The 22,561-nt window shown below is 72.2% G+C and carries 21 protein-coding genes, 1 tRNA gene and 1 pseudogene; 12 read left to right on the plus strand and 11 right to left on the minus strand.

Features of this window, described 5'->3' with window-relative positions; genetic code table 11:
• Positions 1–61: 61 nt before the first annotated feature.
• Both MTF69_RS04955 and MTF69_RS04960 read right to left on the minus strand, forming a co-directional pair.
• Positions 62–1,255 (minus strand): HTTM domain-containing protein, encoded by a 1,194-nt coding sequence (locus MTF69_RS04955; RefSeq protein WP_243331021.1) that lies wholly within the window; start codon positions 1,253–1,255, stop codon positions 62–64.
• 11 nt (positions 1,256–1,266) lie between these two features.
• Positions 1,267–1,965, minus strand: a complete 699-nt coding sequence (locus MTF69_RS04960; protein WP_243331022.1) for a DUF5819 family protein — start codon at positions 1,963–1,965, stop codon at positions 1,267–1,269.
• A gap of 145 nt (positions 1,966–2,110) precedes the next feature.
• Between MTF69_RS04960 and paaA the strand changes: the two genes are divergently transcribed.
• The 6 genes from paaA (at position 2,111) to MTF69_RS04990 (ending at position 7,169) form a co-directional block, all read left to right on the plus strand.
• Positions 2,111–3,157 carry a 1,2-phenylacetyl-CoA epoxidase subunit PaaA gene (paaA, locus tag MTF69_RS04965; protein WP_243331023.1) on the plus strand — a complete coding sequence of 349 codons (1,047 nt, stop codon included), beginning with the start codon at positions 2,111–2,113 and terminating at the stop codon, positions 3,155–3,157.
• Positions 3,154–3,438 carry a 1,2-phenylacetyl-CoA epoxidase subunit PaaB gene (paaB, locus tag MTF69_RS04970; RefSeq protein ID WP_243331024.1) on the plus strand — a complete coding sequence of 95 codons (285 nt, stop codon included), beginning with the start codon at positions 3,154–3,156 and terminating at the stop codon, positions 3,436–3,438. The genes paaA and paaB overlap by 4 nt, the downstream gene beginning before the upstream one ends.
• Complete coding sequence (paaC, locus tag MTF69_RS04975; protein WP_243331025.1) at positions 3,435–4,190, plus strand: 1,2-phenylacetyl-CoA epoxidase subunit PaaC; 756 nt, start codon at positions 3,435–3,437, stop codon at positions 4,188–4,190. The genes paaB and paaC overlap by 4 nt, the downstream gene beginning before the upstream one ends.
• Entirely contained in the window at positions 4,187–4,714 is a 528-nt protein-coding gene (gene paaD, locus MTF69_RS04980) for a 1,2-phenylacetyl-CoA epoxidase subunit PaaD (protein WP_243331026.1), read from the plus strand. Before paaC ends, paaD begins: the two co-directional genes overlap by 4 nt.
• On the plus strand, positions 4,715–5,884 hold the full coding sequence (locus MTF69_RS04985; protein ID WP_243331027.1) for a 2Fe-2S iron-sulfur cluster-binding protein: 1,170 nt from the start codon (positions 4,715–4,717) through the stop codon (positions 5,882–5,884). It abuts the gene before it with no gap.
• 142 nt (positions 5,885–6,026) lie between these two features.
• Positions 6,027–7,169: an acyl-CoA dehydrogenase family protein gene (locus tag MTF69_RS04990; protein ID WP_243331028.1), complete on the plus strand. Its 1,143-nt coding sequence runs from the start codon at positions 6,027–6,029 to the stop codon at positions 7,167–7,169.
• 24 nt (positions 7,170–7,193) lie between these two features.
• Here the strand turns inward: MTF69_RS04990 and MTF69_RS04995 are convergent, their stop codons facing one another.
• From MTF69_RS04995 to MTF69_RS05025, 7 genes are all read right to left on the minus strand, one after another.
• Positions 7,194–7,538, minus strand: a complete 345-nt coding sequence (locus tag MTF69_RS04995) for a rhodanese-like domain-containing protein (RefSeq protein ID WP_112446690.1) — start codon at positions 7,536–7,538, stop codon at positions 7,194–7,196.
• 112 nt (positions 7,539–7,650) lie between these two features.
• Positions 7,651–8,496, minus strand: coding sequence for a J domain-containing protein (locus MTF69_RS05000; protein ID WP_374322097.1), 846 nt, complete (start codon positions 8,494–8,496; stop codon positions 7,651–7,653).
• 116 nt (positions 8,497–8,612) lie between these two features.
• Positions 8,613–10,085 (minus strand): DUF2252 domain-containing protein, encoded by a 1,473-nt coding sequence (locus tag MTF69_RS05005; RefSeq protein WP_243331029.1) that lies wholly within the window; start codon positions 10,083–10,085, stop codon positions 8,613–8,615.
• Between the two features lie 44 nt (positions 10,086–10,129).
• Complete coding sequence (locus MTF69_RS05010) at positions 10,130–10,777, minus strand: response regulator transcription factor (protein WP_243331365.1); 648 nt, start codon at positions 10,775–10,777, stop codon at positions 10,130–10,132.
• A gap of 20 nt (positions 10,778–10,797) precedes the next feature.
• A complete protein-coding gene (locus MTF69_RS05015) occupies positions 10,798–12,501 on the minus strand; it encodes a sensor histidine kinase (RefSeq protein ID WP_243331030.1) in 1,704 nt (567 codons plus the stop codon).
• A gap of 64 nt (positions 12,502–12,565) precedes the next feature.
• Positions 12,566–12,991: a hypothetical protein gene (locus tag MTF69_RS05020; protein ID WP_243331031.1), complete on the minus strand. Its 426-nt coding sequence runs from the start codon at positions 12,989–12,991 to the stop codon at positions 12,566–12,568.
• A 604-nt stretch (positions 12,992–13,595) separates the two neighbouring features.
• Positions 13,596–14,330: a DedA family protein gene (locus MTF69_RS05025; RefSeq protein ID WP_243331032.1), complete on the minus strand. Its 735-nt coding sequence runs from the start codon at positions 14,328–14,330 to the stop codon at positions 13,596–13,598.
• A 374-nt stretch (positions 14,331–14,704) separates the two neighbouring features.
• Here MTF69_RS05025 and MTF69_RS43665 point away from each other — a divergent pair.
• A pseudogene (locus MTF69_RS43665) lies at positions 14,705–14,905 on the plus strand (hypothetical protein); the annotation flags it as partial.
• A gap of 300 nt (positions 14,906–15,205) precedes the next feature.
• Here the strand turns inward: MTF69_RS43665 and MTF69_RS05035 are convergent.
• Together MTF69_RS05035 and MTF69_RS05040 are read right to left on the minus strand one after the other, a co-directional pair.
• A complete protein-coding gene (locus MTF69_RS05035) occupies positions 15,206–15,853 on the minus strand; it encodes a MerR family transcriptional regulator (RefSeq protein ID WP_243331036.1) in 648 nt (215 codons plus the stop codon).
• A 378-nt stretch (positions 15,854–16,231) separates the two neighbouring features.
• A tRNA-Leu gene (locus tag MTF69_RS05040) sits at positions 16,232–16,314 on the minus strand.
• Positions 16,315–16,606: 292 nt separating this feature from the next.
• On the opposite strand from MTF69_RS05040, the gene MTF69_RS05045 reads away from it, so the two are divergent.
• The 5 genes from MTF69_RS05045 to MTF69_RS05065 all read left to right on the plus strand — a co-directional run bounded on the left by MTF69_RS05045 (position 16,607) and on the right by MTF69_RS05065 (position 22,525).
• Positions 16,607–17,464, plus strand: coding sequence for a DUF3662 and FHA domain-containing protein (locus MTF69_RS05045; protein WP_243331037.1), 858 nt, complete (start codon positions 16,607–16,609; stop codon positions 17,462–17,464).
• Between the two features lie 9 nt (positions 17,465–17,473).
• Positions 17,474–17,977 (plus strand): FHA domain-containing protein, encoded by a 504-nt coding sequence (locus MTF69_RS05050; RefSeq protein WP_243331039.1) that lies wholly within the window; start codon positions 17,474–17,476, stop codon positions 17,975–17,977.
• A 141-nt stretch (positions 17,978–18,118) separates the two neighbouring features.
• Positions 18,119–19,594 (plus strand): PP2C family serine/threonine-protein phosphatase, encoded by a 1,476-nt coding sequence (locus MTF69_RS05055; RefSeq protein WP_243331040.1) that lies wholly within the window; start codon positions 18,119–18,121, stop codon positions 19,592–19,594.
• Positions 19,595–19,625: 31 nt separating this feature from the next.
• Positions 19,626–21,062, plus strand: coding sequence for an FtsW/RodA/SpoVE family cell cycle protein (locus MTF69_RS05060; RefSeq protein WP_243331042.1), 1,437 nt, complete (start codon positions 19,626–19,628; stop codon positions 21,060–21,062).
• Entirely contained in the window at positions 21,059–22,525 is a 1,467-nt protein-coding gene (locus MTF69_RS05065) for a penicillin-binding protein 2 (RefSeq protein WP_243331043.1), read from the plus strand. The genes MTF69_RS05060 and MTF69_RS05065 overlap by 4 nt, the downstream gene beginning before the upstream one ends.
• Positions 22,526–22,561: the final 36 nt, after the last annotated feature.

Below are 22,561 nucleotides of genomic sequence, written 5' to 3' on the forward strand. Positions count from 1 at the left end.
GGGCAGAGCCCGGGGAACGGGCGAAGGGCGGGTAGGGGACACGCCCCCGCAGGGCCGAGCCTCAGCGCGGAACCGTGCTGGGGAGCGCCGGCTCCGGCTCCGGTTCCGGATCCCGATCCGCGTAAGACTCCGGGTCCGGAACGCGCCGCCCACCACGAACCCGCCGCGCAGCGACCCACCCACCGACCCAGACCAGAAACCCGGTAGGCAGGAACACCGCGTCAGCGGCGATCATCGCCAACGAAAAGAACGGCAGACCCAGCAGCACCGCGATCCCCGCATGCTCCAGCATCATCATCACCAGCAGCACGTTCTTGATCCGCCGGTTGAACAGCGTGAACGGAAAGGCCACCTGGACCGCGACCGTCCCGTAGGACAGCAGCATGACCAGCGTGCCGCTGCTCGCGAGGAAGGCCGAGACCCCGGGCCACGGGGTGAAGTAGTCCAGGTTCAGCGGGTAGTACAGCGCCGTGCCGTCCTGCCACCGCGAACCCTGGATCTTGTACCACCCGGCCGTCGCGTAGATCAGGCAGACCTCCGCCATGATCACCAGCATGCCCGCGTTGTGCAGCAGGTTGGCCAGGACGTCGAGGACCGCCCGCCCCTCCCCTTCCGGCTCGTAGCGGTCGACCATCCACCACAGCGCGGCGAGCACCCACAGGGAGGTGAAGACCACCAGCCAGCCGGTGCTGAACCGCCCGGTCGCGGCCCCGTACGCGAACACCGCGCCGAGCACGCCCCACAGCACCGGCCCCGCCCGCCCGGCCGAGGCCGCGCCGAGCCGCCGGGCACGGCGGGCGTCCAGCGACCACACCTGCGCGCACCGGGTCAGCACGAGGTAGATCGCCATCAGGTGGATGACGTTGTCCCCGCCGTCGCCCATGAAGACGCTGCGGTTCTGCAGGGACAGCACGCCGACCATGAACACCACGGAGGTCGCCCGGGTGCGCCAGCCCAGCATCAGCAGGGCGGACGACAGCGCGGCCACGGCGTAGACGATCTCGAACCAGAGCGCCGAGTCCGACCACATCAGCACCGTGAAGGCGCGGTTCGTGTCGATCAGCCGCTGCGCCAGCTCCCAGCTCCACGGCCCGTCCGGCCCGTACAGCTCGTGGCGGTGCGGGAACTCGCGCAGCAGGAAGAAGAGCCAGGTGCCCGCGAAGCCGATGCGGACCACGGCGCTCTGGTAGGGCCCCAGCGCCTGCCCGCTGACCTGGGCGAGCGCCCGGCCGGCGGAGGCTCTGAGCCCCTTCACACCGGCCCCCGTCACACCGTCCACCACGGCAGCTCCCGGTAGTACGTCTGGGTGTCGGCCTTCTCGTCGGACCACTTGGGCGCGCGGACCTCCGTCGTCGCCCCGCGCAGCTGGATCCGTACGATCCGGCCCTCTGCCAAGCGCCCGCCCTTGCCCACGGACGTGTCGGCCGGCGTGCGCGGGTCCAGCCGGTCCAGGGCGATCCGGCGCAGGTACTGCTCGGAGAGTTCGCCGCGCTCGCCGGTGGACTTGTTGTCCTCGTCGTGGGAGGTGGTGAAGAAGTCCCAGGCCCGGCGGAGCTCGTTCTGCTCGGTGTGGCTCGGCAGCAGGCTGTGGCGGATGGCCGCGCCGTCCTCGGCGGAGAGCCCGCGCCAGTTGCCGGTCACCAGCAGGCCCTCGTCCGTCCGCACCTCCGCTCGCACCTCCACCGCGATGTTCTGCTGGAGCGGGTTGGGGGCGAAGAGCTTCCAGTTCTGTTCGAACTCGGGGTAGATCCAGCCGTCGATCATGCGCGCGTGCTGCTTGCTGACCGTGTTGGACGGGGCCACGTGCAGGAAGACGAGGGCCAGGTGCCAGCAGGCGGCCACCGCCACCGCGCCGAGCGCGAGGGCCGTGACGACCCGGTACGGGGTGGACAGGCCGGCGATTCCGGGCGCCCTGGACGGGGGTGGAGCCGCTCCCTCTAGGGGCTCGCGCTCGTTCGAATCCATCCCGCCCCGATCATCCGGTGTCCACAGGGTTGACCACAGAGGTTGACACCCTACGGGCCCTCGTCCCACCATTGAAGAGCATGAACCGAACGATCGGTCGGTCGGGCGGGACGAGGCGGGAAAAGACCTCTGACAGGGGGCCGTGATGGTGGCAGTGACCCCGGAAGCGGGGCGGGACGCAGGGCAGGACGCAGGGCGGGACGCGGGGATCGGCGTGACCGCCGACCTCGGCGCGCAGCTCGCTGCGGCCTTCGACGCGGCCGTGGCGGCCGACGAGCGGGTGGAACCGCGCGACTGGATGCCCGACGAGTACCGCGCCTCCCTGGTCCGCCAGATGGCCCAGCACGCCCACTCCGAGATCATCGGCATGCAGCCCGAGGCGAACTGGATCACCCGCGCGCCCTCCCTGCGCCGCAAGGCGATCCTGATGGCGAAGGTGCAGGACGAGGCCGGCCACGGTCTGTACCTGTACAGCGCCGCCGAGACGCTGGGCACCAGCCGCGACGAGCTCCTCGACAAGCTCCACGCCGGGAAGCAGAAGTACTCCTCGATCTTCAACTACCCCACGCTGACCTGGGCCGACGTCGGCGCGATCGGCTGGCTCGTGGACGGCGCGGCGATCACCAACCAGGTCCCGATCTGCCGCTGCTCCTACGGGCCCTACGCGCGGGCCATGGTCCGGATCTGCAAGGAGGAGTCCTTCCACCAGCGCCAGGGGTACGAGCTGCTCCTCGCCCTCTCCCGGGGCACCGAGGCCCAGCACGCGATGGCGCAGGACGCCGTCGACCGCTGGTGGTGGCCCTCGCTGATGATGTTCGGCCCGCCGGACGGCGAGTCGGCGCACTCGGCGCAGTCGATGGCCTGGCGGATCAAGCGCCACACCAACGACGACCTGCGCCAGCGCTTCGTGGACATCGCCGTCCCGCAGGCCGAGTCGCTGGGGCTGACCCTGCCCGACCCGGACCTGAAGTGGAACGAGGAGCGCGGGCACCACGACTTCGGAGCCATCGACTGGACGGAGTTCTGGGAGGTGCTCAAGGGCAACGGCCCGTGCAACGAAGAGCGGATCGGACAGCGCCGCGCGGCACACGAGGAAGGCGCCTGGGTGCGCGACGCGGCCGCGGCGTACGCGGAGAAGCAGGCGGCGGCCACGGCCGCCGCGGCGACCATCGGAAGCGAGGCTCGGGTATGACGCAGAACTGGCCCCTGTGGGAGGTGTTCGTCCGCTCGCGGCGCGGCCTCTCGCACACACACGCGGGCAGCCTGCACGCCCCCGACGCGGAGATGGCCCTGCGCAACGCCCGCGATCTCTACACCCGGCGCGGCGAGGGCATCTCCATCTGGGTGGTGCCCTCCACGGAGATCACCGCCTCCTCCCCGGACGAGCGGGACCCGTTCTTCGCCCCGTCCGCCGACAAGCCGTACCGGCACCCCACCTTCTACGAGATCCCCGAGGGGGTGCAGCACCTGTGACGAGCACCGAGGCAAGCACCGCATCGGGGACGTCCGCCGTGGCGGCGGCCCTGGCCCTCGGCGACGACGCGCTGATCCTTTCGCACCGCCTCGCCGAGTGGGCGGGCCACGCCCCCGTCCTGGAGGAGGAGGTCGCGCTCGCCAACATCGCCCTCGACCTGCTCGGCCAGGCCCGCGTCCTGCTGTCGACGGCCGGCGACGAGGACGAGCTGGCCTACCTCCGCGAGGAGCGGTCCTTCCGCAACCTCCAGCTGGTCGAGCAGCCGAACGGCGACTTCGCCCACACCATCGCGCGCCAGCTCTACTTCTCGCTCTACCAGCACGAGCTCTACGGGGAACTGGCGCTCGGCGACGGCCCGTTCGCGCCGCTCGCCGCCAAGGCGGTCAAGGAGACCGCCTACCACCGCGACCACGCCGAGCAGTGGACGCTGCGGCTCGGCGACGGCACCGAGGAGAGCCGGCGCCGGATGCAGGCCGGTCTGGACGGGCTGTGGAAGTACACCGGGGAGATGTTCCGGCCGGTGGACGGGCTCGACGGAATCGACGGGATCGACTGGGCCGCGCTCGAAGGCCGTTGGCTGGCCGCGCTGGGCGGCGTACTGGAGCGGGCCGGACTGGAGCTGCCCCAGGGGCCGCGGCACGGCGCCTGGGCCGCGGGAGCCGGCCGGCAGGGACTGCACACCGAGTCGTTCGGCCGCCTGCTCGCGGAGATGCAGCACCTGCACCGCAGCCACCCGGGGGCATCGTGGTGACCGGCACCAGTGCCGGCGCCGCCGGTACCGGCACCGACAGGACCCGGCTGGAGGTGGAGCTGGCCGCGCTGGCCGGCTCCGTCCCCGACCCCGAACTGCCCGTGCTCACCCTCGCCGAGCTCGGTGTGATGCGCGGCGTGCGGATGCACGAGGACGGCCACGTGGAGGTCACCCTGACCCCCACCTACACCGGCTGCCCGGCCATCGAGGCCATGTCCGCCGACATCGAGCGGGTCCTGACCGATCACGGCATAGCGGAGGTCCGGGTGCGGACCGTGCTGGCCCCCGCCTGGTCCACCGACGACATCAGCGCCGAAGGCCGCCGCAAACTGGCCGAGTTCGGCATCGCCCCGCCGCGGCCGCACGCCGCCGGCGGACCGGTTCCGCTCACCCTGTCCGTCCGCTGCCCGAACTGCGGATCGACCGACACCGAGCTGCTCAGCCGGTTCTCCTCCACCGCATGCAAGGCGCTGCGCCGCTGCACCGCCTGCCGTGAACCGTTCGACCACTTCAAGGAGCTGTAGATGGCCGTGTCACCGCCGTCGCCCACGCCGGTGTCGCCTGCCGGCCCGGCGTCCGCCGCGTCGGCGCGCCCCGCACGCCACGGCGCGTTCCACACCTTGACGGTCACGGCGGTCGACCGGCTCACCGAGGACTCCGTGGCCCTGACCCTGGCCGTCCCGCCGGAGCTGCGCGCCGAATACCGGCACGCACCCGGTCAGCACCTCACCCTGCGCCGCGGCGGCTCCACCGCGGCCGGGACCGCCGAAGTGCGGCGCACCTACTCGATCTGCTCCCCCGCCCCGGCCGCGGACGCGCCCGGCCCCGGCACGCTGCGGGTCGGGGTGCGGCTGGTGGAGGGCGGGGAGTTCTCCTCCTTCGCCCACAAGGAGATCGCCGCCGGGGACGTCCTGGACGTGATGGTCCCGGCCGGCCGGTTCGTCCTGGACCTCGCGGCGGCGCCGCCCGCCGCGCACTACGCCGCGATCGTCGGCGGCAGCGGCATCACCCCGGTGCTGTCCATCGCCGCCACCCTCCTCGCCGCCCGCCCCGACGCCCGGTTCTGCCTGGTGCGCAGCGACCGCAGCGCGGCCTCGACGATGTTCCTGGAGGAGGTCGCCGACCTCAAGGACCGCTATCCCGACCGGTTCCAGCTCGTCACCGTGCTGTCCCGGGAGGAGCAGGAGGCCGGGCTGCCCTCGGGCCGGCTCGGCGAGGAGCGGCTGACGGAGCTGCTGCCCGCCCTGCTGCCGGTCGCCGAGGTGACGGGCTGGTTCCTGTGCGGGCCCTACGGTCTGGTGACCGGCGCGGAGAAGGCACTGCGCTCGCTCGGCGTGCTCCGCACCCGGGTCCACGAGGAGGTCTTCCACGTCGAGGACACCGCCCCGCCCGTCCGCACCGCTTCGGCCGACACCACCAGCGCCCGGGTCACCGCGCGGCTCGACGGCCGCTCGGGCACCTGGCCCGTGCGCGACGGCGAGTCCCTGCTCGACGCGGTGCTCCGGGCCCGCGCGGACGCCCCGTACGCCTGCAAGGGCGGGGTGTGCGGCACCTGCCGGGCGTTCGTCGTCTCGGGCGAGGTGCGGATGGACCGCAACTTCGCGCTGGAGGAGCAGGAGACGGAGGCCGGGTTCGTGCTGGCCTGCCAGTCGCACCCGGTGTCGGAGGACGTGGAGATCGACTTCGACCGCTGAGCCGGGATGCTCCCGGCGCCCCTCCTGCCGCCCCCTGCCGCCCCCCCCCTGTCAAATTTTCAGGCTGTGCTTTTTTAGGAACGTGTTCTATCTTGACGCACCGTCAGGCAGAGCGCGATCCGGGTACGCGGGAGGACAGGCAGTGGACTTCACCTTCACCGAGGAGCAGCAGGCCGCCGTCGAGGCGGCCAAGGCCGTGTTCGCGGACGTGGCCCCCGACGGCGTGCCCAGCCCCGCACTCACGCCGAGGGCGGTGGCCGAGGACTTCGACCGCGAGCTGTGGGCCAAGCTCGCCGAATCCGACCTGCTGAGCCTGGTCCTCAACCAGGAGCACGGCGGCTCCGGACTCGACGCCATCGCCCTGTGCCTGGTCCTGCGCGAGGCCGCGAGGGTACTGGCACGGGTGCCGCTGCTGGAGCACTGCGCCACCGCCATGGCCGTCCAGGCCCACGGCAGCCCCGAGCTGACCGGCGCCCTGCTGCCCGGCGCCGGGCGCGGCAGCGTCGTCCTCACCGTCGCCGCGCACGGCCGCAGCGGCCACGACCCGGCCGAACTGGCCGTCACCGCACGGCGGGACGGGGACACCTGGGTCCTGGAGGGCCTCCAGACGGCCGTCGCCTGGGCGCACGGCGCCGACTGGACCGCCGTACCGGCCCACACCGGGGAGGGCGAGGCGGTCCTCGCGTTCGTCCCCCGGGGCGCCGAGGGCCTCTCCCTCGCGGAGCAGTACTCCACCAGCGGGGAGCGGCTCGCCGAGCTCACCCTCGACGGCGTACGGGTCCCGGCCGCGCACCTGATCGAAGCTCCCGGCGCCTGGGACCACCTGCGCCAGCTCCTGGCCACGGGGACCTGTGCGCTCGCGCTCGGCCTCGGCGAGAACGTGCTCACGATGACCAGCCGGTACACGAGCAAGCGCGAGCAGTTCGGCTTCCCGGTGGCCAGCTTCCAGGCCGTCGCCGTCCAGGCCGCCGACCGCTACATCGACCTGCGTGCCATGGAGGTCACCCTCTGGCAGGCCGCCTGGCGGCTCGACGCCTCCACGGGCGGAGCGGGCGGACCGCTGCCGAGCGCCGGTGATGTTGCCGTGGCCAAGATCTGGGCCTCCGAGGGCGTACGCCGCGTCGTGCAGACCGCACAGCACCTGCACGGCGGCTTCGGCGCCGACACCGACTACCCGCTGCACCGCTACCACGCCTGGGCCAAGCAGCTGGAGCTCCAGCTCGGCCCGGCCGCGGCCCACGAGGAGGCGCTGGGCGACCTGCTGGCCGCCCACCCCCTCGCCTAGGCCCGGCGCCGCACGGGGCCCGTCTCAGACGACGAAGCCCGGGGCGCCCGCGTCGGTGACGACCGGGCGGCCCGCGGCCTCCCAGTCCTGCATGCCGCCGGCCACGTTCACGGCGTCGATGTCCTGGCCCCGCAGGTACTGGGCCACCTGGGCGGAGCGCCCGCCGACCCGGCACATCACGTAGACCGGGCGCTCGTCCTCGATCTTCTCGGTCAGCTCACCGATGCGCGCCACGAACTCGCTCATCGGGATGTGCAGCGCACCCTCGGCATGGCCGGCCGCCCATTCGTCGTTCTCGCGAACGTCGAGGACAAAGGCTTCGGAGGGCAGTGCGGAGGCGGCCACCGAGGGAAGCGGTCCGGAGTTCATGTCTGTCGCCTTCTCTCGTCACGGATAGCTGAGCCAACCTATCCGACCCGGCCGGCCGGCCCGTCCGCCGCAGCCCCAGCCTCGGGTCCCGGCCTCGGGCCCAGCCGCGGCCTCACTCTGCGGCGAGCGCCGCCAGCTCCGCCTCACGCTTCTCGACGTCGCCGAGCAGCTGCTCGGCGATCTCCTCCAGCAGCCGGTCCGGGTCCTCCGGGGCCATCCTCAGCATCGACCCGATCGCGCTCTCCTCCAGGTCCCGGGCCACCACCGACAGCAGCTCCTTGCGGCGCGAGAGCCACTCCAGGCGCTCGTACAGCTCCTCGCTCTCGCTCAGCCGCGGCTCGGCCGGCGCCGGGCCCGCCGCCCACTCCTGCGCCAGCTCGCGCAGCGCCTGCTCCTCACCGCGCCCGTAGGCCGCGTTGACCCGAGCGATGAACTCATCGCGCCGCTCGCGCTCGGCCTCGTCCTGGGCGAGGTCGGGATGCGCCTGGCGGACCAGCTCGCGGTAGAGGCGGCGCACCTCCTCCGAGGGGCGCACCCGCTCCGGCGGCCGCACCGCGCGGTCCGTGAGCATCGCCGAGGCGTCGTCGGACATCCCGTCCGAGTCCAGCCAGTCGTGGAACAGCTCGTCCACCCCGGGCATCGGCATCACCAGCGAGCGGGCATCGCGCGCCCGTCGCAGGTCCTCCGGGTCCCCGGTCCTCGCCGCCTTCGCCTCGGCGATCAGGGCGTCCAGCTCATCGAGGCGCGAGTACATCGGTCCGAGCTTCTGGTGGTGGAGGCGGGAGAAGTTCTCCACCTCCACCCGGAAGGTCTCCACCGCGATCTCGAACTCGATCAGCGCCTGCTCGGCGGCCCGCACGGCGCGCTCCAGGCGCGCCTCGGGCCGCTCGTCGGCAGCGGGGCCGGGGCCTTCGCCGGAGCCGGGCTCGGACGCTTCGGGAACTGTCTGCTCGCTCACCCGGCCAGCCTAAGGCCCTGGGGCCCGGGTGTTTCACGTGAAACATCCACCGGTTTCACGTGAAACATCCGGCTGCGGGCCCGGGTCCCGGGTCCGGCCGCTCAGACCCCGGCTGCTCAGACTCCCGTTGTCGCCGCGATCCGCCCCGACCGCACCGCCGCCACCAGTACCGCGTGGTCGGCCTCGCTCCGGTCGGCGTAGGCCACGGCGAAGCCGGCGATGGCCGCGTCCAGCTCGTCGCTCTTGCCGCAGTACCCGGACAGCAGCCGCGGGTCCGCGCTGTGCGCGTGGGCCCGCGCCAGCAGGGCTCCGGTCATCCGCCCGTAGTCGTCGAACTGGTCGGCGGACAGCGCCGCCGGGTCCACGCTGCCCTTGCGGTTGCGGAACTGGCGGACCTGGAAGGGTCGCCCCTCCACCGTCGTCCAGCCCAGCAGGATGTCGGAGACCACCTGCATCCGCTTCTGCCCGGCCACCACCCGGCGGCCCTCGTGCTCCTCCGGCGGGGACACGAAGCCGAGCCCGGGCAGGTGCGGCAGCAGCGCCGAGGGACGGGCCTCCTTCACCTGGAGGACCAGCGCCTCACCCCGGTGGTCGAGCAGCAGCACCACGTACGAGCGGGTACCGACACTGCCCGTGCCGACCACCCGGAAGGCCACGTCGTGGATCGCGTACCGGGCCAGCAGCGGCAGCCGGTCGCCCTGCAGGGTCTCCAGGTACGGGCCCAGCGCGGCCGCCACGGCCGCCGCCTCCCCGTCGCCGACCCGGCGCAGCACGGGCAGCGCGTCCACGAAGGCCCGGCCCCCATCGGGCGTGAGCTCGGTGGACCTGGCGGCGAACCGGGCGGAGGTGTTGTTGCGGGCCTTCTCCGAGACCCGTTCCAGCGTGCCCAGCAGGTCACGGGCGTCGGTGTGCGAGACCAGTTCCTCGTCCGCGATGGCGTTCCACGCGTCGAGGGCCGGCAGCTTGGCCAGCAGGCGCATCGTGCGCCGGTAGGCGCCCGCCGCGTCGTGCGCGGCCGCCCGGCAGGTGGCCTCGTCCGCACCGGCCACCCGGCCCGCCAGGACCAGCGAGGTGGCCAGCCGCTTGAGGTCCCACTCCCACGGGCCGAAGACGGTCTCGTCGAAGTCGTTGAGGTCGATGACCAGCCGGCCGCGCGCGTCCCCGTACAGGCCGAAGTTGGCCGCGTGGGCGTCCCCGCAGATCTGCGCGCCGATCCCGGTCACGGGACCGCCGGAGAGGTCGTGGGCCATGAGCCCGGCCGCCCCGCGCAGGAAGGTGAAGGGGTTGGCGGCCATCCGGCCGACCCGTATCGGCGTGAGCTCGGCGACCCGACCGACGTTGGACTCCTCCACCGCCCGCACCGCGTCCGGCCGGTCGGCCGGGGCCTCGAACCGCGCGTGCGCCGCCCGGGGCACCCGTGTCCGCAGCGCCTTGCCCGCCTCCCGGGGAGAGCCGGCGGGCGAACCGGCCGGCGAACCGGCGGCCCGCGCCGCCGACCCCGCCGAGTACCGCGGAGCGAACCCCTCGACCACCGGGATCCGTACCGTCGACTCCGGTCCCACGCCACGCTCCTGCGCTACCGCCGTCATGCGCCCCGCCCCCTGATCGCCATCGGATTTCGGCCCGACCGTACCTAGAGCCCGGCGTCCCTGGCCAGCAGGGCCGCCTGTACCCGGTTCTCGCATTCCAGTTTCGCCAGGATCCGGCTCACGTACGTCTTCACCGTGGCCTCGCTCATGTGCAGCCGCCGCCCCGCCTCCGCGTTCGACAGCCCCTCCCCCAGCAGGGCCAGTACCCCTCGCTCCCGCTCGCTCAGTTCGGCCACCCGGCGCCGCGCTTCCGCATCGCGGCCGGACGTCCGGCCGGACGCGAGCTGGTCCACCACGTGCCGGGTCGCCGCCGGGGACAGGTACGCGTCACCCATCGCGGCCGCCCGCACCGCGCCGATGAGTTCGCCCGGCGCCGAGTCCTTCAGCAGGAACCCCGCGCCGCCGCCGCTCAGCGCCCGCAGCACGTTCTCCTTCTCCCCGAAGGTGGTCAGGATCAGCGCCCGCACCTCCGGCGCCGCCCGCCCGAGCTCGGCAAGCGCCGTCAGCCCGTCCATCACCGGCATCTGGATGTCCAGCAGCATCACGTCCGGGCCGTGCGCCCGGGCCAGTTCCACCGCCTCCCGGCCGTTCGCCGCCTCGGCGACGACCTTGATGTCCGCCGCCGAGGTCAGGATCATCCTGATCCCGGCCCGGATCAGCGGTTCGTCATCAGCGATCACCACGCGGATCACCTTGGCTGTCACCCGAGCTCCTACTGCTTGGCCTGGTACGCCTGCTTGTCGACGAGCTTGCCGTCCTTGAAGCAGAACCGGAAAACGCTGTCGCTGCCCAGGTCGGTGTCGTCGTCCGCCAGGAAGGCCAGACACGTCGCGCCCTGCGGACGCGGCGGCCCCTTCCGGTCGAGCCCCTCGGTCAGGACGCTGTCCCCACTGGGCAGCCTCGACCGCACCGCGTCCTCCGCTTCGCCCACGTGGACGGCGTCGTACTCGTCCTTGCCGAGCATCGCGTCGCCGACCGAGCCCACCAGCAACGCCACCGCGGCCCCGATCACGATCACCAGGACCACCATGGCCGCGACCGCGATCCCGCAGCCCAGCGTCACGCCCCCGGCCCGTCCGCTCCCGCTCAGCAGCTTCCGGTCGACCGCGTCCCAGTCGATCGGACCCTGCCCGCCGCCCCGCCCCCGCTGTCCGAAGTCGTCGGCGACCTCCTCCGCCCAGGCCTGCTGCGCCCCGGCCGGCTCGGTCCCGTACGGGAGCACCCCGGCCACCCGGAACCCGCCGCCCTCCGCGGCCCCCGCGTAGACCATCCCGCCGACCAGCCGGGCCCGCTCGCGCAGCCCGGTCAGACCCTGCCCGCCGGACACCACCTCACCGGCACCCGGACCGGCGGCCGGACCGTTGGCGATCTCCACCACCAAGGAGTCGTCCTCGTACCGCAGTTCCACCGTGATGGGCGCGCCCGGCGCGTGCTTGTAGGCGTTGGTCAGCGCCTCCTGCGCGATCCGGTACGCCGCGTGGTCACACGCCGCGACCAGCGGCCTGGGCTGCCCCGCGGTGGTGAGCCGTACGTCCGTCCCCGCGCTCCGCGCCGACTCCACGATCCCGGCGATGCCCGCCACCCCGCGCGCGGCGGGCTGCGCCTCCTCGACCGGCAGCGGCGCCTCCACCCCGTCCCGCAGGATCCCGACGACCTCGCGCAGCTCGTGCATGGCAGCGACCGAGGCCTGGCGCAGGACGCCCACCGCCTCCCGCTGCCGGTCGGTCAGGACGGGATCGACCTCCAGCGCACCGGTGTGCACCGAGATCAGCGCGAGCTGGTGACCGAGGCTGTCGTGCATGTCCTGGGCGATGCGCTGGCGTTCGCGCAGTCGGGCCTGGCCCGCGACCATCGCCCGCTCGCGCAGCAGTTGGGTGTTGCGCTCCTGGAGGGCGCGCAGCAGCGTGCTGCGCTGGGACCAGTAGCGGCTGGCCAGACCGGGCATGACCACCATGGCCAGGAACATCAGCGTGCCGAAGACGACGATCAGCACCGGCTGTCCCTGCGACCACTCCTTGACCACGGAGAGGCCGACCACCGCGGCGAAAGCCGCGGTGAAAGCGCCGAGCGCCCGCCCGACGCCGACGATGCGCCGCCCCGCCGACCAGCCGAGCGGGATCACCACGAGGAACGCCCCCGGAAGGTACGCGCCCACGGCCGAGCCCACCACCAGCGTGAGCACCGGGAGCCGCCGCCGCAGCAGGGTCAGCACCACCACGGACACGGCGCTGGCCAGCATCCGGGCCGTGGAGCCCTTGTCGAGCTCCTCGACCCCCACCCCGAGCAGCACCAGCACCCCGGCCAGCGCGAGATCCCCCGCCAGCATCCGCCGGGTCCAGGGCTCGGGCCCCTTCACCCAGTCCCATCCCGCACGCAGCCTCGCCGTCACATCCACCCGGCCGACCCTAGACACCATCCCGCCACCGGGCTGCCCTCTTTAGTCGCGCCCCCCACAACGAAAGTCTCCCGGCGCAGCCTCTTCAACGCGGTGCCGGACGCACCGCGGGCCCGCCGAGGGTGACGGCGAGGGCGGCCAGGGCCGGTACCCACCCCAGGGCCACGCCGAAGAGCCCCGCGTGCGCGGCCTCCGCGAGCGCGGCCCGGACGCCGTCCGCCCCCCAGCCGGACCGCGGCAGCGCCAGGAGGCCGGTGGCGGCGGCGAGCCCGGCCGCGGTGTGCGCCCAGGTCCGGGCGAAGGAGGGGGCGCCGGCCCAGCCGACGAAGACGCCGGCCAGCGAGACCAGGAGCACGGGCGGGCCCGCCTTCACCCCCCAGGGCAGCGGAAACCCGGGCAGGCCGTCGCCCAGGGGCGCTGACCAGCTCCCCCAGTCGCCGAACAGGGCCGCCAGGACGGCGGTGACGCAGGCGGCGACGGCACCGGCGTGCTGCGCCCGGGCACGCTCCACGCGGGCACGCTCCCCCCGGTCCGCCTCGGCCGGGGCACGCTCCCCCCGATCGGCCTCCCCCCGATCCGCCTCGACCGGGGCCTCCGGGCCCCCTGTCAGGGCCAGCACCACGCCCCGTCCCCGGACCGGGGGATGTCCGGGGCCGGGGCGCGGCACTGCCTGCGGGGTCGCCGGGCCAGCCGAAGCCGGCCCGGTCGAGGGCCCGTGGGCGGCCCCGGAGGGAGGTCGGGGGACCCTGCCCTCCGGGGCGGTCTTCGGCGTCGGGCCGAGGGAGCCGGCGGCCATGTCCGCCTCCGGCTCCTCGGAACCCTTCGCAGTGGCGGCGCGCCCGGACATGGACGCACCGGCGGGCCGGTCCGTGGTCATCGCCCGGCCTCGGCGACGTGGACCGCGTCGGCGGTAGCGGCGGTATCGGTGGCGGTGGCGGTGGCGGTGACCCATGTGCGACGCCGCGCGGCGAATGATCCGATGCCGGCAAACAATTTTCTCCCCCTGGCTGGTATCGCTCTTGCTCAGGCTTGCCGAATTGTTTCGACCCCGCGCAGGTTCGGTTCAGACTCTTCCAGAGCCGGTAATTGCGCGGAATACGCATTCGGATCGTTCCCTATACCCCTTTCGGCGCATCCGAGGCCGGGACGGCCCGGGCCGGCACGGTCCGGGCCGGCACGGTCCGGGCCGGCACGGTCCGGGCCGGCACGGTCCGGGCCGCACTCCCCACGGGAACGGCGAGCCGGCCAGTGGTGCGCCGCTGCGCGAGCGAGGCGGCCACGCCCAAGGCCAGCGACAGCCCGAGACCCACGGCCACCGAGCGGACCGGGTCGTCGCTGACGGCGCCGCCGAAATAGCCGACCCCCACGGAGCAGGCGGTCCACACCAGCTCCGCGAGCGCGGCCCCGGCGGCGAACCTGCCGAGAGGGTAGCCCGCGGCGCCCGCCGAGAGCCCGCCCAGCAACCGCCCGCTCGGCAGGAAGCGCACGCCGACGAGGAAGGGAATGCCGCGCCGGTGCACCTGCCCGGACATCCACTCGAAGAGCTCGCCTCGCCGCCCGCGCGCCACCACGGCGCCCAGGCGCGCCCGGTCCCCGAGGAGCCGGCCGCACCGGTGTATCAGCAGGTCGCCGAGGAGCGCGCTGCCCCCCACCGACAGCACGACCAGCACGATCGACATCTCCCCGCGCGCCGCGAGCACACCACTGGTGATCAGCAGCACGTTGTTCGGCAGCAGCGGCGGCAGGGTCGTCAGCGCCAGGACCGCGTACGCCCAGCAGGCCGCGCCCGACAGGTTCCCCGCGAGGCCGGAGGTGACGTCGACCCAGGTCACGAGTGAGGCGATGTCCACTGCCTTCCCTCCATCCGTCGGCTCCGGCCACGAGGGTCCGGGCGGCCGGCGCTACCTCTTTCGAGGCATCCGCCGGGTCAAAGGTGAGTGATGACCCCAGGTCAGCGGGTCATTAGCGTCGGTTCGGCGTCTGCCGAGCGCGCCTTCCCCACGACAGTAACCTAAGCTATCGATAGATTCACTATCACCTATCAGCCTAGGCGGGCACACATGACCGACGTGATGCTGTTCCTCAGGGAGTTCGCCCGGACCCGTCGGGACACGGGAGCCATCGTTCCCAGCAGTCCCTTACTGGCCCGGGCCCTCACCCGCTACGTGATCCCCGGCCCCGGCCGGCCGCGACCGTGCTCGAAGTCGGCCCCGGCACGGGCGCCGTGACCCGCCACATCCAGCCGGCGCTGGGCCCCCTCGACACCCTCGACCTGATCGAGCCCAACCCGCGGTTCGCCGATCTGCTGCGGCACGCCTACCGGGGCGACCCGCGCATAGGCCTGCGGCCCGGACTGGTCCAGGACCACGAACTGGGCTCGTACGACACGATCGTGTGCGGCCTGCCCTTCGCGAACTTCCGGGCCGCCGTCGTGGAGGAGATCCTCGGGCAGCTGCTCGGCGCGCTGAATCCGGGCGGCACCCTTTCCTTCTTCGCGTACGCCGGCATCCCGCCGCTGCGCCGGGCGCTCACCTCCGGCGAGACCCGCGCACGCACGCTGGGAACCCAGGCCGTGCTGGAACGCACGCTGCGGCGCCACCGGTTCCGCACCGAGACGGTGCTGTGGAACGTACCGCCCGCCCACGTGCACCACCTGACCCCGGCGGCCCCGGCTCTCGCCACACCGGCACTCGCCACAGCGGCCGACGCCTACAGCGGCCGACGCCTACAGCGGCTGATCCCCCGCCCGGGCGGACATCCGCCCGGAGGCATCCTCCTGAGCGATCCGGCGCAGGGCCGACATGGCCGCGTCGCCGAGGAGGGTGCCGAGGACGACGCCCTCGACCTTGCCGTCCGTACTGGGCACCCGTGCGAGGACGGCCAGCTCGGCGTCGGCCAGAGGTCCGGCCGCGGCCGCGTACGCGTCGAGCAGGGCCAGCAGATCGCCCCGGTCCAGGTCGCGGTAGGTCACGACGATCTGGACCAGCGCCTTCCAGCCGGGGTTCGCGGGCTTGACCACCCAGCCGTGCCGCCGCACCAGGTCCTCCACGGCACGTTCGGCACCCGCCCAGTCGTCCTCCGGGCTCGGCTCGGCCACGGCGCGGGAGACCGCGGACTGGGCGACGCCGAGCATGCCGTGGACCGTGCGGTGGGGGGAGTCGACCTCGCCGAGCACCTCGCGGACGGCGGCGATCGACAGGCCGCCGACCTCCAGCATCGCCCGGATCAGCCGCAGCCGGTGCGCGTGCCCCTCGGAGTAGCTCACCTGGTTCGGACTCGTCCGCTCGCCGGACGGCAACAGCCCTTCACGGGTGTAGTACTTGACCGTCGCTACCGAAACTCCGGTACTCCGCGCCAGCTCTCCGATACGCATTCCGCCAGGATACTGCGCTCCCCCTCCGCGTTTACCCCCCGACGAAAAACCGACGACGACCCGACGACAACCCGGCGACAACCCGGCCGGAGTCCGCCGCCCCGTGAATTGCCCGGCTCTTTATCGGTCTTGAATTCGCGCACGATCACGCTTCCGCGCCGGACCGCGGGGCGGGGCTCGGTCCACGACCGGACTCAGACCGGACTCCCCTCCCGGCCGAAGGCGTCGGGCACGGCCCGGAAGCGGCTCCGGATCCTCCCGGCCCGCACGGCCACCCGAGACCCTCGTCACGCCCCGCCCAAACCCCCTGCCCACACCCCGGACACAACGAAAGAGCCCCCGCTCCGGATCTCTCCGGAGCGGGGGCTCTTCCATCTGTGCGCGAGGGGGGATTTGAACCCCCACGTCCCGAAGGACACTGGCACCTGAAGCCAGCGCGTCTGCCGTTCCGCCACTCGCGCAAGTGGCTACCAGCGGTTCTTCCCTTGCGGGCCGTTCCCCTGGCGACATCGGAACATTAGCACGTCGGATGGGGTGGATTCACATCGCTTTTCGTGCTCTCCCGGCTCCCGCCGACGACCGCCCCTCCCGTACTCGCCCGCCGGTGCGGGACACTGTCCTCGGGGCGCCCCTACGATCGCTTGTGAGGACCAACACTCATGCGCACGTGACCGATGGGGAACCACCCGAATCCGCCATGCGTGGATACGATCAGTAAGCAGTACAGGGCGACAACGACGGAGGAGGTGCCCCATGGGAGTCCTGAAGCGGTTCGAGCAGCGACTCGAAGGTCTGGTGAACGGCACCTTCGCCAAGGTGTTCAAGTCCGAGGTCCAGCCGGTGGAGATCGCGGGCGCCCTCCAGCGCGAGTGCGACAACAACGCCACCATCTGGAACCGCGAGCGCACCGTCGTCCCCAACGACTTCATCGTGGAGCTGAGCGCGGGCGACTACGAGCGCCTGAGCCCCTATTCGGGCCAGCTCGGCGACGAGCTCGCGGGCCTCGTCCGCGACTACGCCAAGCAGCAGCGCTACAGCTTCATGGGCCCCATCAAGGTCCAGCTGGAGAAGGCCGACGACCTGGACACCGGGCTCTACCGGGTCCGCAGCCGCACGCTCGCCTCCAGCACCTCCCAGTCCCCCGGCCAGCACGGTCCAGGCCAGGGGCAGGGCCACCCCCCGGCCCAGCCCGGCGGCTACGGATACCCTCCGACCGCCGCGCCGCCCATGCCCGCCGGACCGCCCCCGGGCGGCCCCGGTGCGCGCCGGCCGGGCCCCGGCGGACTGGCCGGACCTGGCGGACCGGCCCCCGTACCCACCGGCGGCGCCGTCCGGCGCCACTGGATCGAGATCAACGGCACCCGCCACCAGATCTCGCGCCCGACGCTCGTACTCGGCCGAAGCACCGAAGCCGACGTGCGGATCGACGACCCCGGCGTATCGCGCCGGCACTGTGAGATCCGGACCGGAACGCCCTCGACGATCCAGGATCTCGGGTCCACCAACGGCATCGTGGTGGACGGGCAGCACACCACCCGCGCTACGCTCCGCGACGGTTCGCGGATCGTCGTGGGCTCCACCACCATCATTTACCGGCAAGCCGAAGGGTAAGCGGGGGCAATGTCAGAGCTGACCCTGACGGTCATGCGGTTGGGTTTCCTGGCCGTTCTGTGGCTGTTCGTCATCGTGGCCGTCCAGGTCATCCGCAGCGATCTCTTCGGTACGAGAGTCACGCAGCGCGGGTCCCGACGCGGCGGGGGCGCCTCCGGCGCCCCGACGCAGCAGGGCCGCCAGCCGGCGGCCCCACCGCAGCAGCGCCAGCGCCGCGGTGCGCCGACCAAACTCGTCGTCTCCGAGGGCACGCTCACGGGCACCACGGTGGCCCTCGCCGGCCAGACGATCACCTTGGGCCGCGCCCACGACTCCACGATCGTGCTGGACGACGACTACGCCTCCAGCAGGCATGCCAGGATCTACCCCGACCGTGACGGCCAGTGGATCGTCGAGGATCTCGGGTCCACCAACGGCACGTATCTCGACCGGACCCGGCTGACCACCCCGACGCCCATTCCGCCGGGCGCCCCGATCCGCATCGGCAAGACCGTCATCGAGCTGCGGAAGTAGTACGAGAATGAGCGAGCGGAGCGAGCGAGCCGCAGCGGTCCGTCCCACCGGGGACACGGACCCGAGCGCGCTCCAGGCCGGAGGGTGGGCAGTGTGGCTCGAGACCGGTTGTACCCCGAGGCGTCGACAGGGCAGGTGCGCATGAGTCTGTCCCTGCGGTTCGCCGCCGGATCGCACAAGGGCATGATCCGCGAGGGCAACGAGGACTCCGGTTACGCCGGTCCCCGTCTCCTCGCGATCGCCGACGGCATGGGCGGCCAGGCGGCCGGTGAAGTCGCCAGCTCCGAGGTGATCTCCGCCCTCGTCCAGCTCGACGACGACGTCCCGGGCTCCGACATGCTCACCGCGCTCAGCACGGCGGTACAACGCGCCAACGACCAGTTGCGCGTCATGGTCGAGGAGGACCCCCAGCTCGAGGGCATGGGCACCACGCTCACCGCCCTGCTGTGGACGGGCCAGCGCCTCGGCCTGGTCCACGTCGGCGACTCCCGCGCCTACCTGCTCCGCGACGGCGTCCTCACGCAGATCACCCAGGACCACACCTGGGTGCAGCGCCTCGTCGACGAGGGCCGGATCACCGAAGAGGAAGCCACCACCCACCCCCAGCGCTCCCTGCTGATGAGAGCCCTGGGCAGCGGCGACATCGTCGAGCCCGACCTCTCCATCCGCGAGGTCCGGGTCGGCGACCGCTACCTGATCTGCTCCGACGGCCTCTCCGGCGTGGTCTCGCACCAGACCCTCGAAGAGACCCTCGCCGACTACCACGGCCCCCGCGAGACCGTGGCCTCGCTCATCCAGCTCGCGCTGCGCGGCGGCGGCCCCGACAACATCACCTGCATCGTGGCCGACGTCCTCGACACGGACAGCAACGACACCCTGGCCGCGCAGGTCAACGACACCCCGGTCGTCGTCGGCGCGGTCGCCGAGAACCAGCACCACCAGCTCTTCGACGGCGGCAACGCCATGCAGACACCGGCCGGCCGCGCCTCCGGGCTCGGCCGCCAGGCCCCCCCGCAGGCCGGCGCCTTCGGCCCCCCCGGCAGCGGCGAGGATTCGGGTTACGGCGGTTACGGCGCCCAGGGACAGGGCGGCGGAGCCGACGCGTACGGCAGCTTCGGCGACCCCGACCCGTACGACGGCGACTCCGGGTACGAGGACACGTACGACCACCCCCGCAGGCGCCGCGGCAAGGGCCGCAAGTGGACCACGCGCACGCTGATGCTGCTCGTGGTCCTCGGTGTCATCGGCGGCGGCCTGTACGCGGGCTACCGCTGGACCCAGACGCAGTTCTACGTCGGGGTCAAGGACGACCACGTCGCGCTCTTCCGCGGGATCAGCCAGAAACTGGGGCCGATGGAGCTCTCCAAGGTGGAGACCGACCGCCCCGACATCGAACTGAAGTACCTGCCGTCCTTCAAGCGCAAGCAGGTCGTGGACACGATCAGCGAGACCAGCCTCGACTCGGCCCGTACGAAGATCGACGAGCTCGGCACCCAGGCCTCCGCGTGCAAGAAGGACGAGGAGCGGCGTGCCGCCGAGGCCCAGGGCAACCAAACACCCGGCCCCGTCCTGACTGCCGCCGAGCAGCAGGTCGTCGGCCAGTGCGAGAAGCAGTAGACATACGCGGGCACAGGGGGCCCGCCACACCATGAGCGTTGTCACCAACACGACCACCATCGGCGCCATCGAGCTGCCGAGCCGGCGGAACACCGAGCTCCTGCTGCTCGTCTTCGCCGTGGTCATCCCGATCTTCGCCTACGCCAACGCAGGCCTGTCGATCGACGGAAAGCTGCCCCCGGGCATGCTCACCTACGGGCTCGGCCTCGCCGTCCTGGCGGGCATCGCCCACTTCGTCGTACGGCGCTACGCCAAGTACGCCGACCCGCTGCTGCTGCCGATCGCCACGCTCCTCAACGGGCTGGGCCTCGTCCTGATCTGGCGGCTGGACCAGTCCGAGCGCCTGCAGAACCTCGCGAAGCGCTCCTTCGGCGCCTTCTCCGAGTCGGCCCCCCGCCAGATGCTGTACACGGCCCTCGCGATCGCCCTCTTCGCCGGTGTCCTGCTGGTCCTCAAGGACCACCGCATCCTGCAGCGGTTCACGTACATCTCGATGATCGCGGCCCTGGTCCTGCTCCTCCTGCCGCTCGTCCCCGGCCTCGGCGCCAACGTCTTCGGCGCCAAGATCTGGATCCGCGTCGCCGGATTCTCCATCCAGCCGGGAGAGTTCGCGAAGATCGTCCTCGCGGTCTTCTTCGCCGGCTACCTGATGGTCAAGCGCGACGCCCTGGCCCTGGCCTCCCGCCGGTTCATGGGCCTCTACCTGCCGCGCGGCCGCGACCTCGGTCCGATCCTGGTGATCTGGGCGGTGAGCCTGCTCATCCTGATCTTCGAGAACGACCTCGGCTCCTCGCTGCTGTTCTTCGGCATGTTCGTGATCATGCTGTACGTGGCCACCGAGCGGACCAGCTGGATCATCATCGGCCTGCTGATGTCGGTCGGCGGCGCCGTCGTGGTCGCCGGCTTCTCCAGCCACGTCGGAGCCCGGGTCAGCGCCTGGCTGGACCCCTTCGGCTGCTGGCAGCGCAGGGGCCTCGACGCCGGAGCCTGCGAGCAGATCGCCCAGTCGATCATGAGCTTCGGCTCCGGCGGAGTCCTCGGCACCGGCTGGGGACAGGGCAACTCCGACCTCATCGGCTTCGCCGCCAACTCCGACTTCATCTTCTCCACCGTCGGCGAAGAGCTCGGGCTCGCCGGGGTCATGGCCATGCTGCTGCTCTACGGCCTGATCATCGAGCGGGGCGTGCGCACCGCCCTCGCCGCCCGCGACCCCTTCGGCAAGCTCTTCGCGATCGGCCTCTCCGGCGCCTTCGCCCTCCAGGTCTTCGTGGTCGCCGGCGGAGTCATGGGGCTCATCCCCCTGACCGGCATGACCATGCCCTTCCTCGCGTCCGGCGGCTCGTCCGTCCTCGCGAACTGGATCCTCATCGCCATCCTCATCCGGATCAGCGACACCGCACGCCGCCCTGCCCCGGCCCCGGCACCGTCCCCCGACTCCGAGATGACCCAGGTGGTCCGCCCGTCATGAACAAGCCCCTGCGCCGCATCTCGATCTTCTGCGGGCTGCTCGTCCTGGCACTGCTCGTGCGGACCAACTGGATCCAGTACGTCCAGGCCGAGGATCTGAGCACCCGCAAGGAGAACCGCCGGGTCCAGATCGCCCAGTACGCCACCGAGCGCGGCAACATCATCGTCGAGGGCAAGCCGATCACCGGCTCGGCCGTCACCGACGGCAGCGACTACAAGTTCAAGCGGACCTACATGGACGGTCCGCTCTGGTCCCCCGTGACCGGCTACGCCTCGCAGGCCTTCGGTTCCACGCAGCTCGAGTCCCTCGAGGACGGCATCCTCACCGGCAACGACGACCGGCTCTTCTTCGACCGCACCATCGGCATGTTCACCGGCGAGAAGAAGCAGGGCGGCAACGTCGTCACGACGCTCAACGCCGCCGCGCAGCAGGCCGCCTTCAAGCAGCTCGGCACCAAGAAGGGCGCCGTCGCGGCGATCGACCCGCGCACCGGCGCGATCCTCGCCCTGGTCAGCACCCCCTCGTACGACCCCACGTCCTTCGCCGGCAACTCCAAGACCGACGAGAAGGCCTGGGTCGAGCTCAAGGACAGCGAGGACAAGAAGCTGGTCAACCGCGCCCTGCGCGAGACCTACCCGCCCGGCTCCACCTTCAAGGTGGTCACGGCCGCCGCGGCCCTGGAGCACGGCGTCGTCACGGACGTCAACGCGCCGACCGACACCGAGGACCCGTACATCCTCCCGGGCACCAGGACCGAGATGGTCAACCACGCCCCGAACTGCGGGAAGGCCACCCTCAACTACGCCATGCAGGTCTCCTGCAACTCCGTCTTCGCCAACATGGGCGACAAGGTGGGGCGGGACAACATGGTGAAGACCGCCGAGAAGTTCGGCTTCAACAACGACAAGATCGACACCCCGGTCCGCGCCTTCGCCAGCGTCTACGACAAGACCATGGGCAAGGACGGCAACGCGCTGAGCTCCATCGGTCAGTTCAACACCGCGGCCACCCCGCTGCAGATGGCCATGGTCACCGCCGCCATCGCCAACAACGGCAAGCTGATGAAGCCGTACATGGTCAGCCAGCTGGAATCGCCCGGCCTCGACATCGTCGAGAAGCACGAGCCGCAGGAAATGAGCCGTCCCCTCTCCGCCGAGAACGCGAAGAAGGTCCGGGACATGATGGTCAACGTCGTCGAGAACGGCACCGGCAGGACCGCCCGGATCAAGAACACCGTCGTCGGCGGCAAGACCGGCACCGCCCAGCACGGCGAGGGCAACAAGAAGCGCCCGTACGCCTGGTTCATCTCCTACGTGGAGAACCCGGACGGCAGCTCGCCGGTCGCCGTCGCCGTCGTCATCGAGGACAGCGGCGCGGACCGCGAGGACATCAGCGGTGCCGGTCTCGCCGCCCCCGTGGCCAAGGCCGTCATGGAAGCCGTACTCAAGAGCAACAAGGGGTGACGGGCGGGGCCGAAGGCCACGCGAGAGCCGCAAGGG

This window comes from Streptomyces sp. AP-93 (assembly GCF_022808175.1).
Lineage (GTDB): Bacteria > Actinomycetota > Actinomycetes > Streptomycetales > Streptomycetaceae > Streptomyces.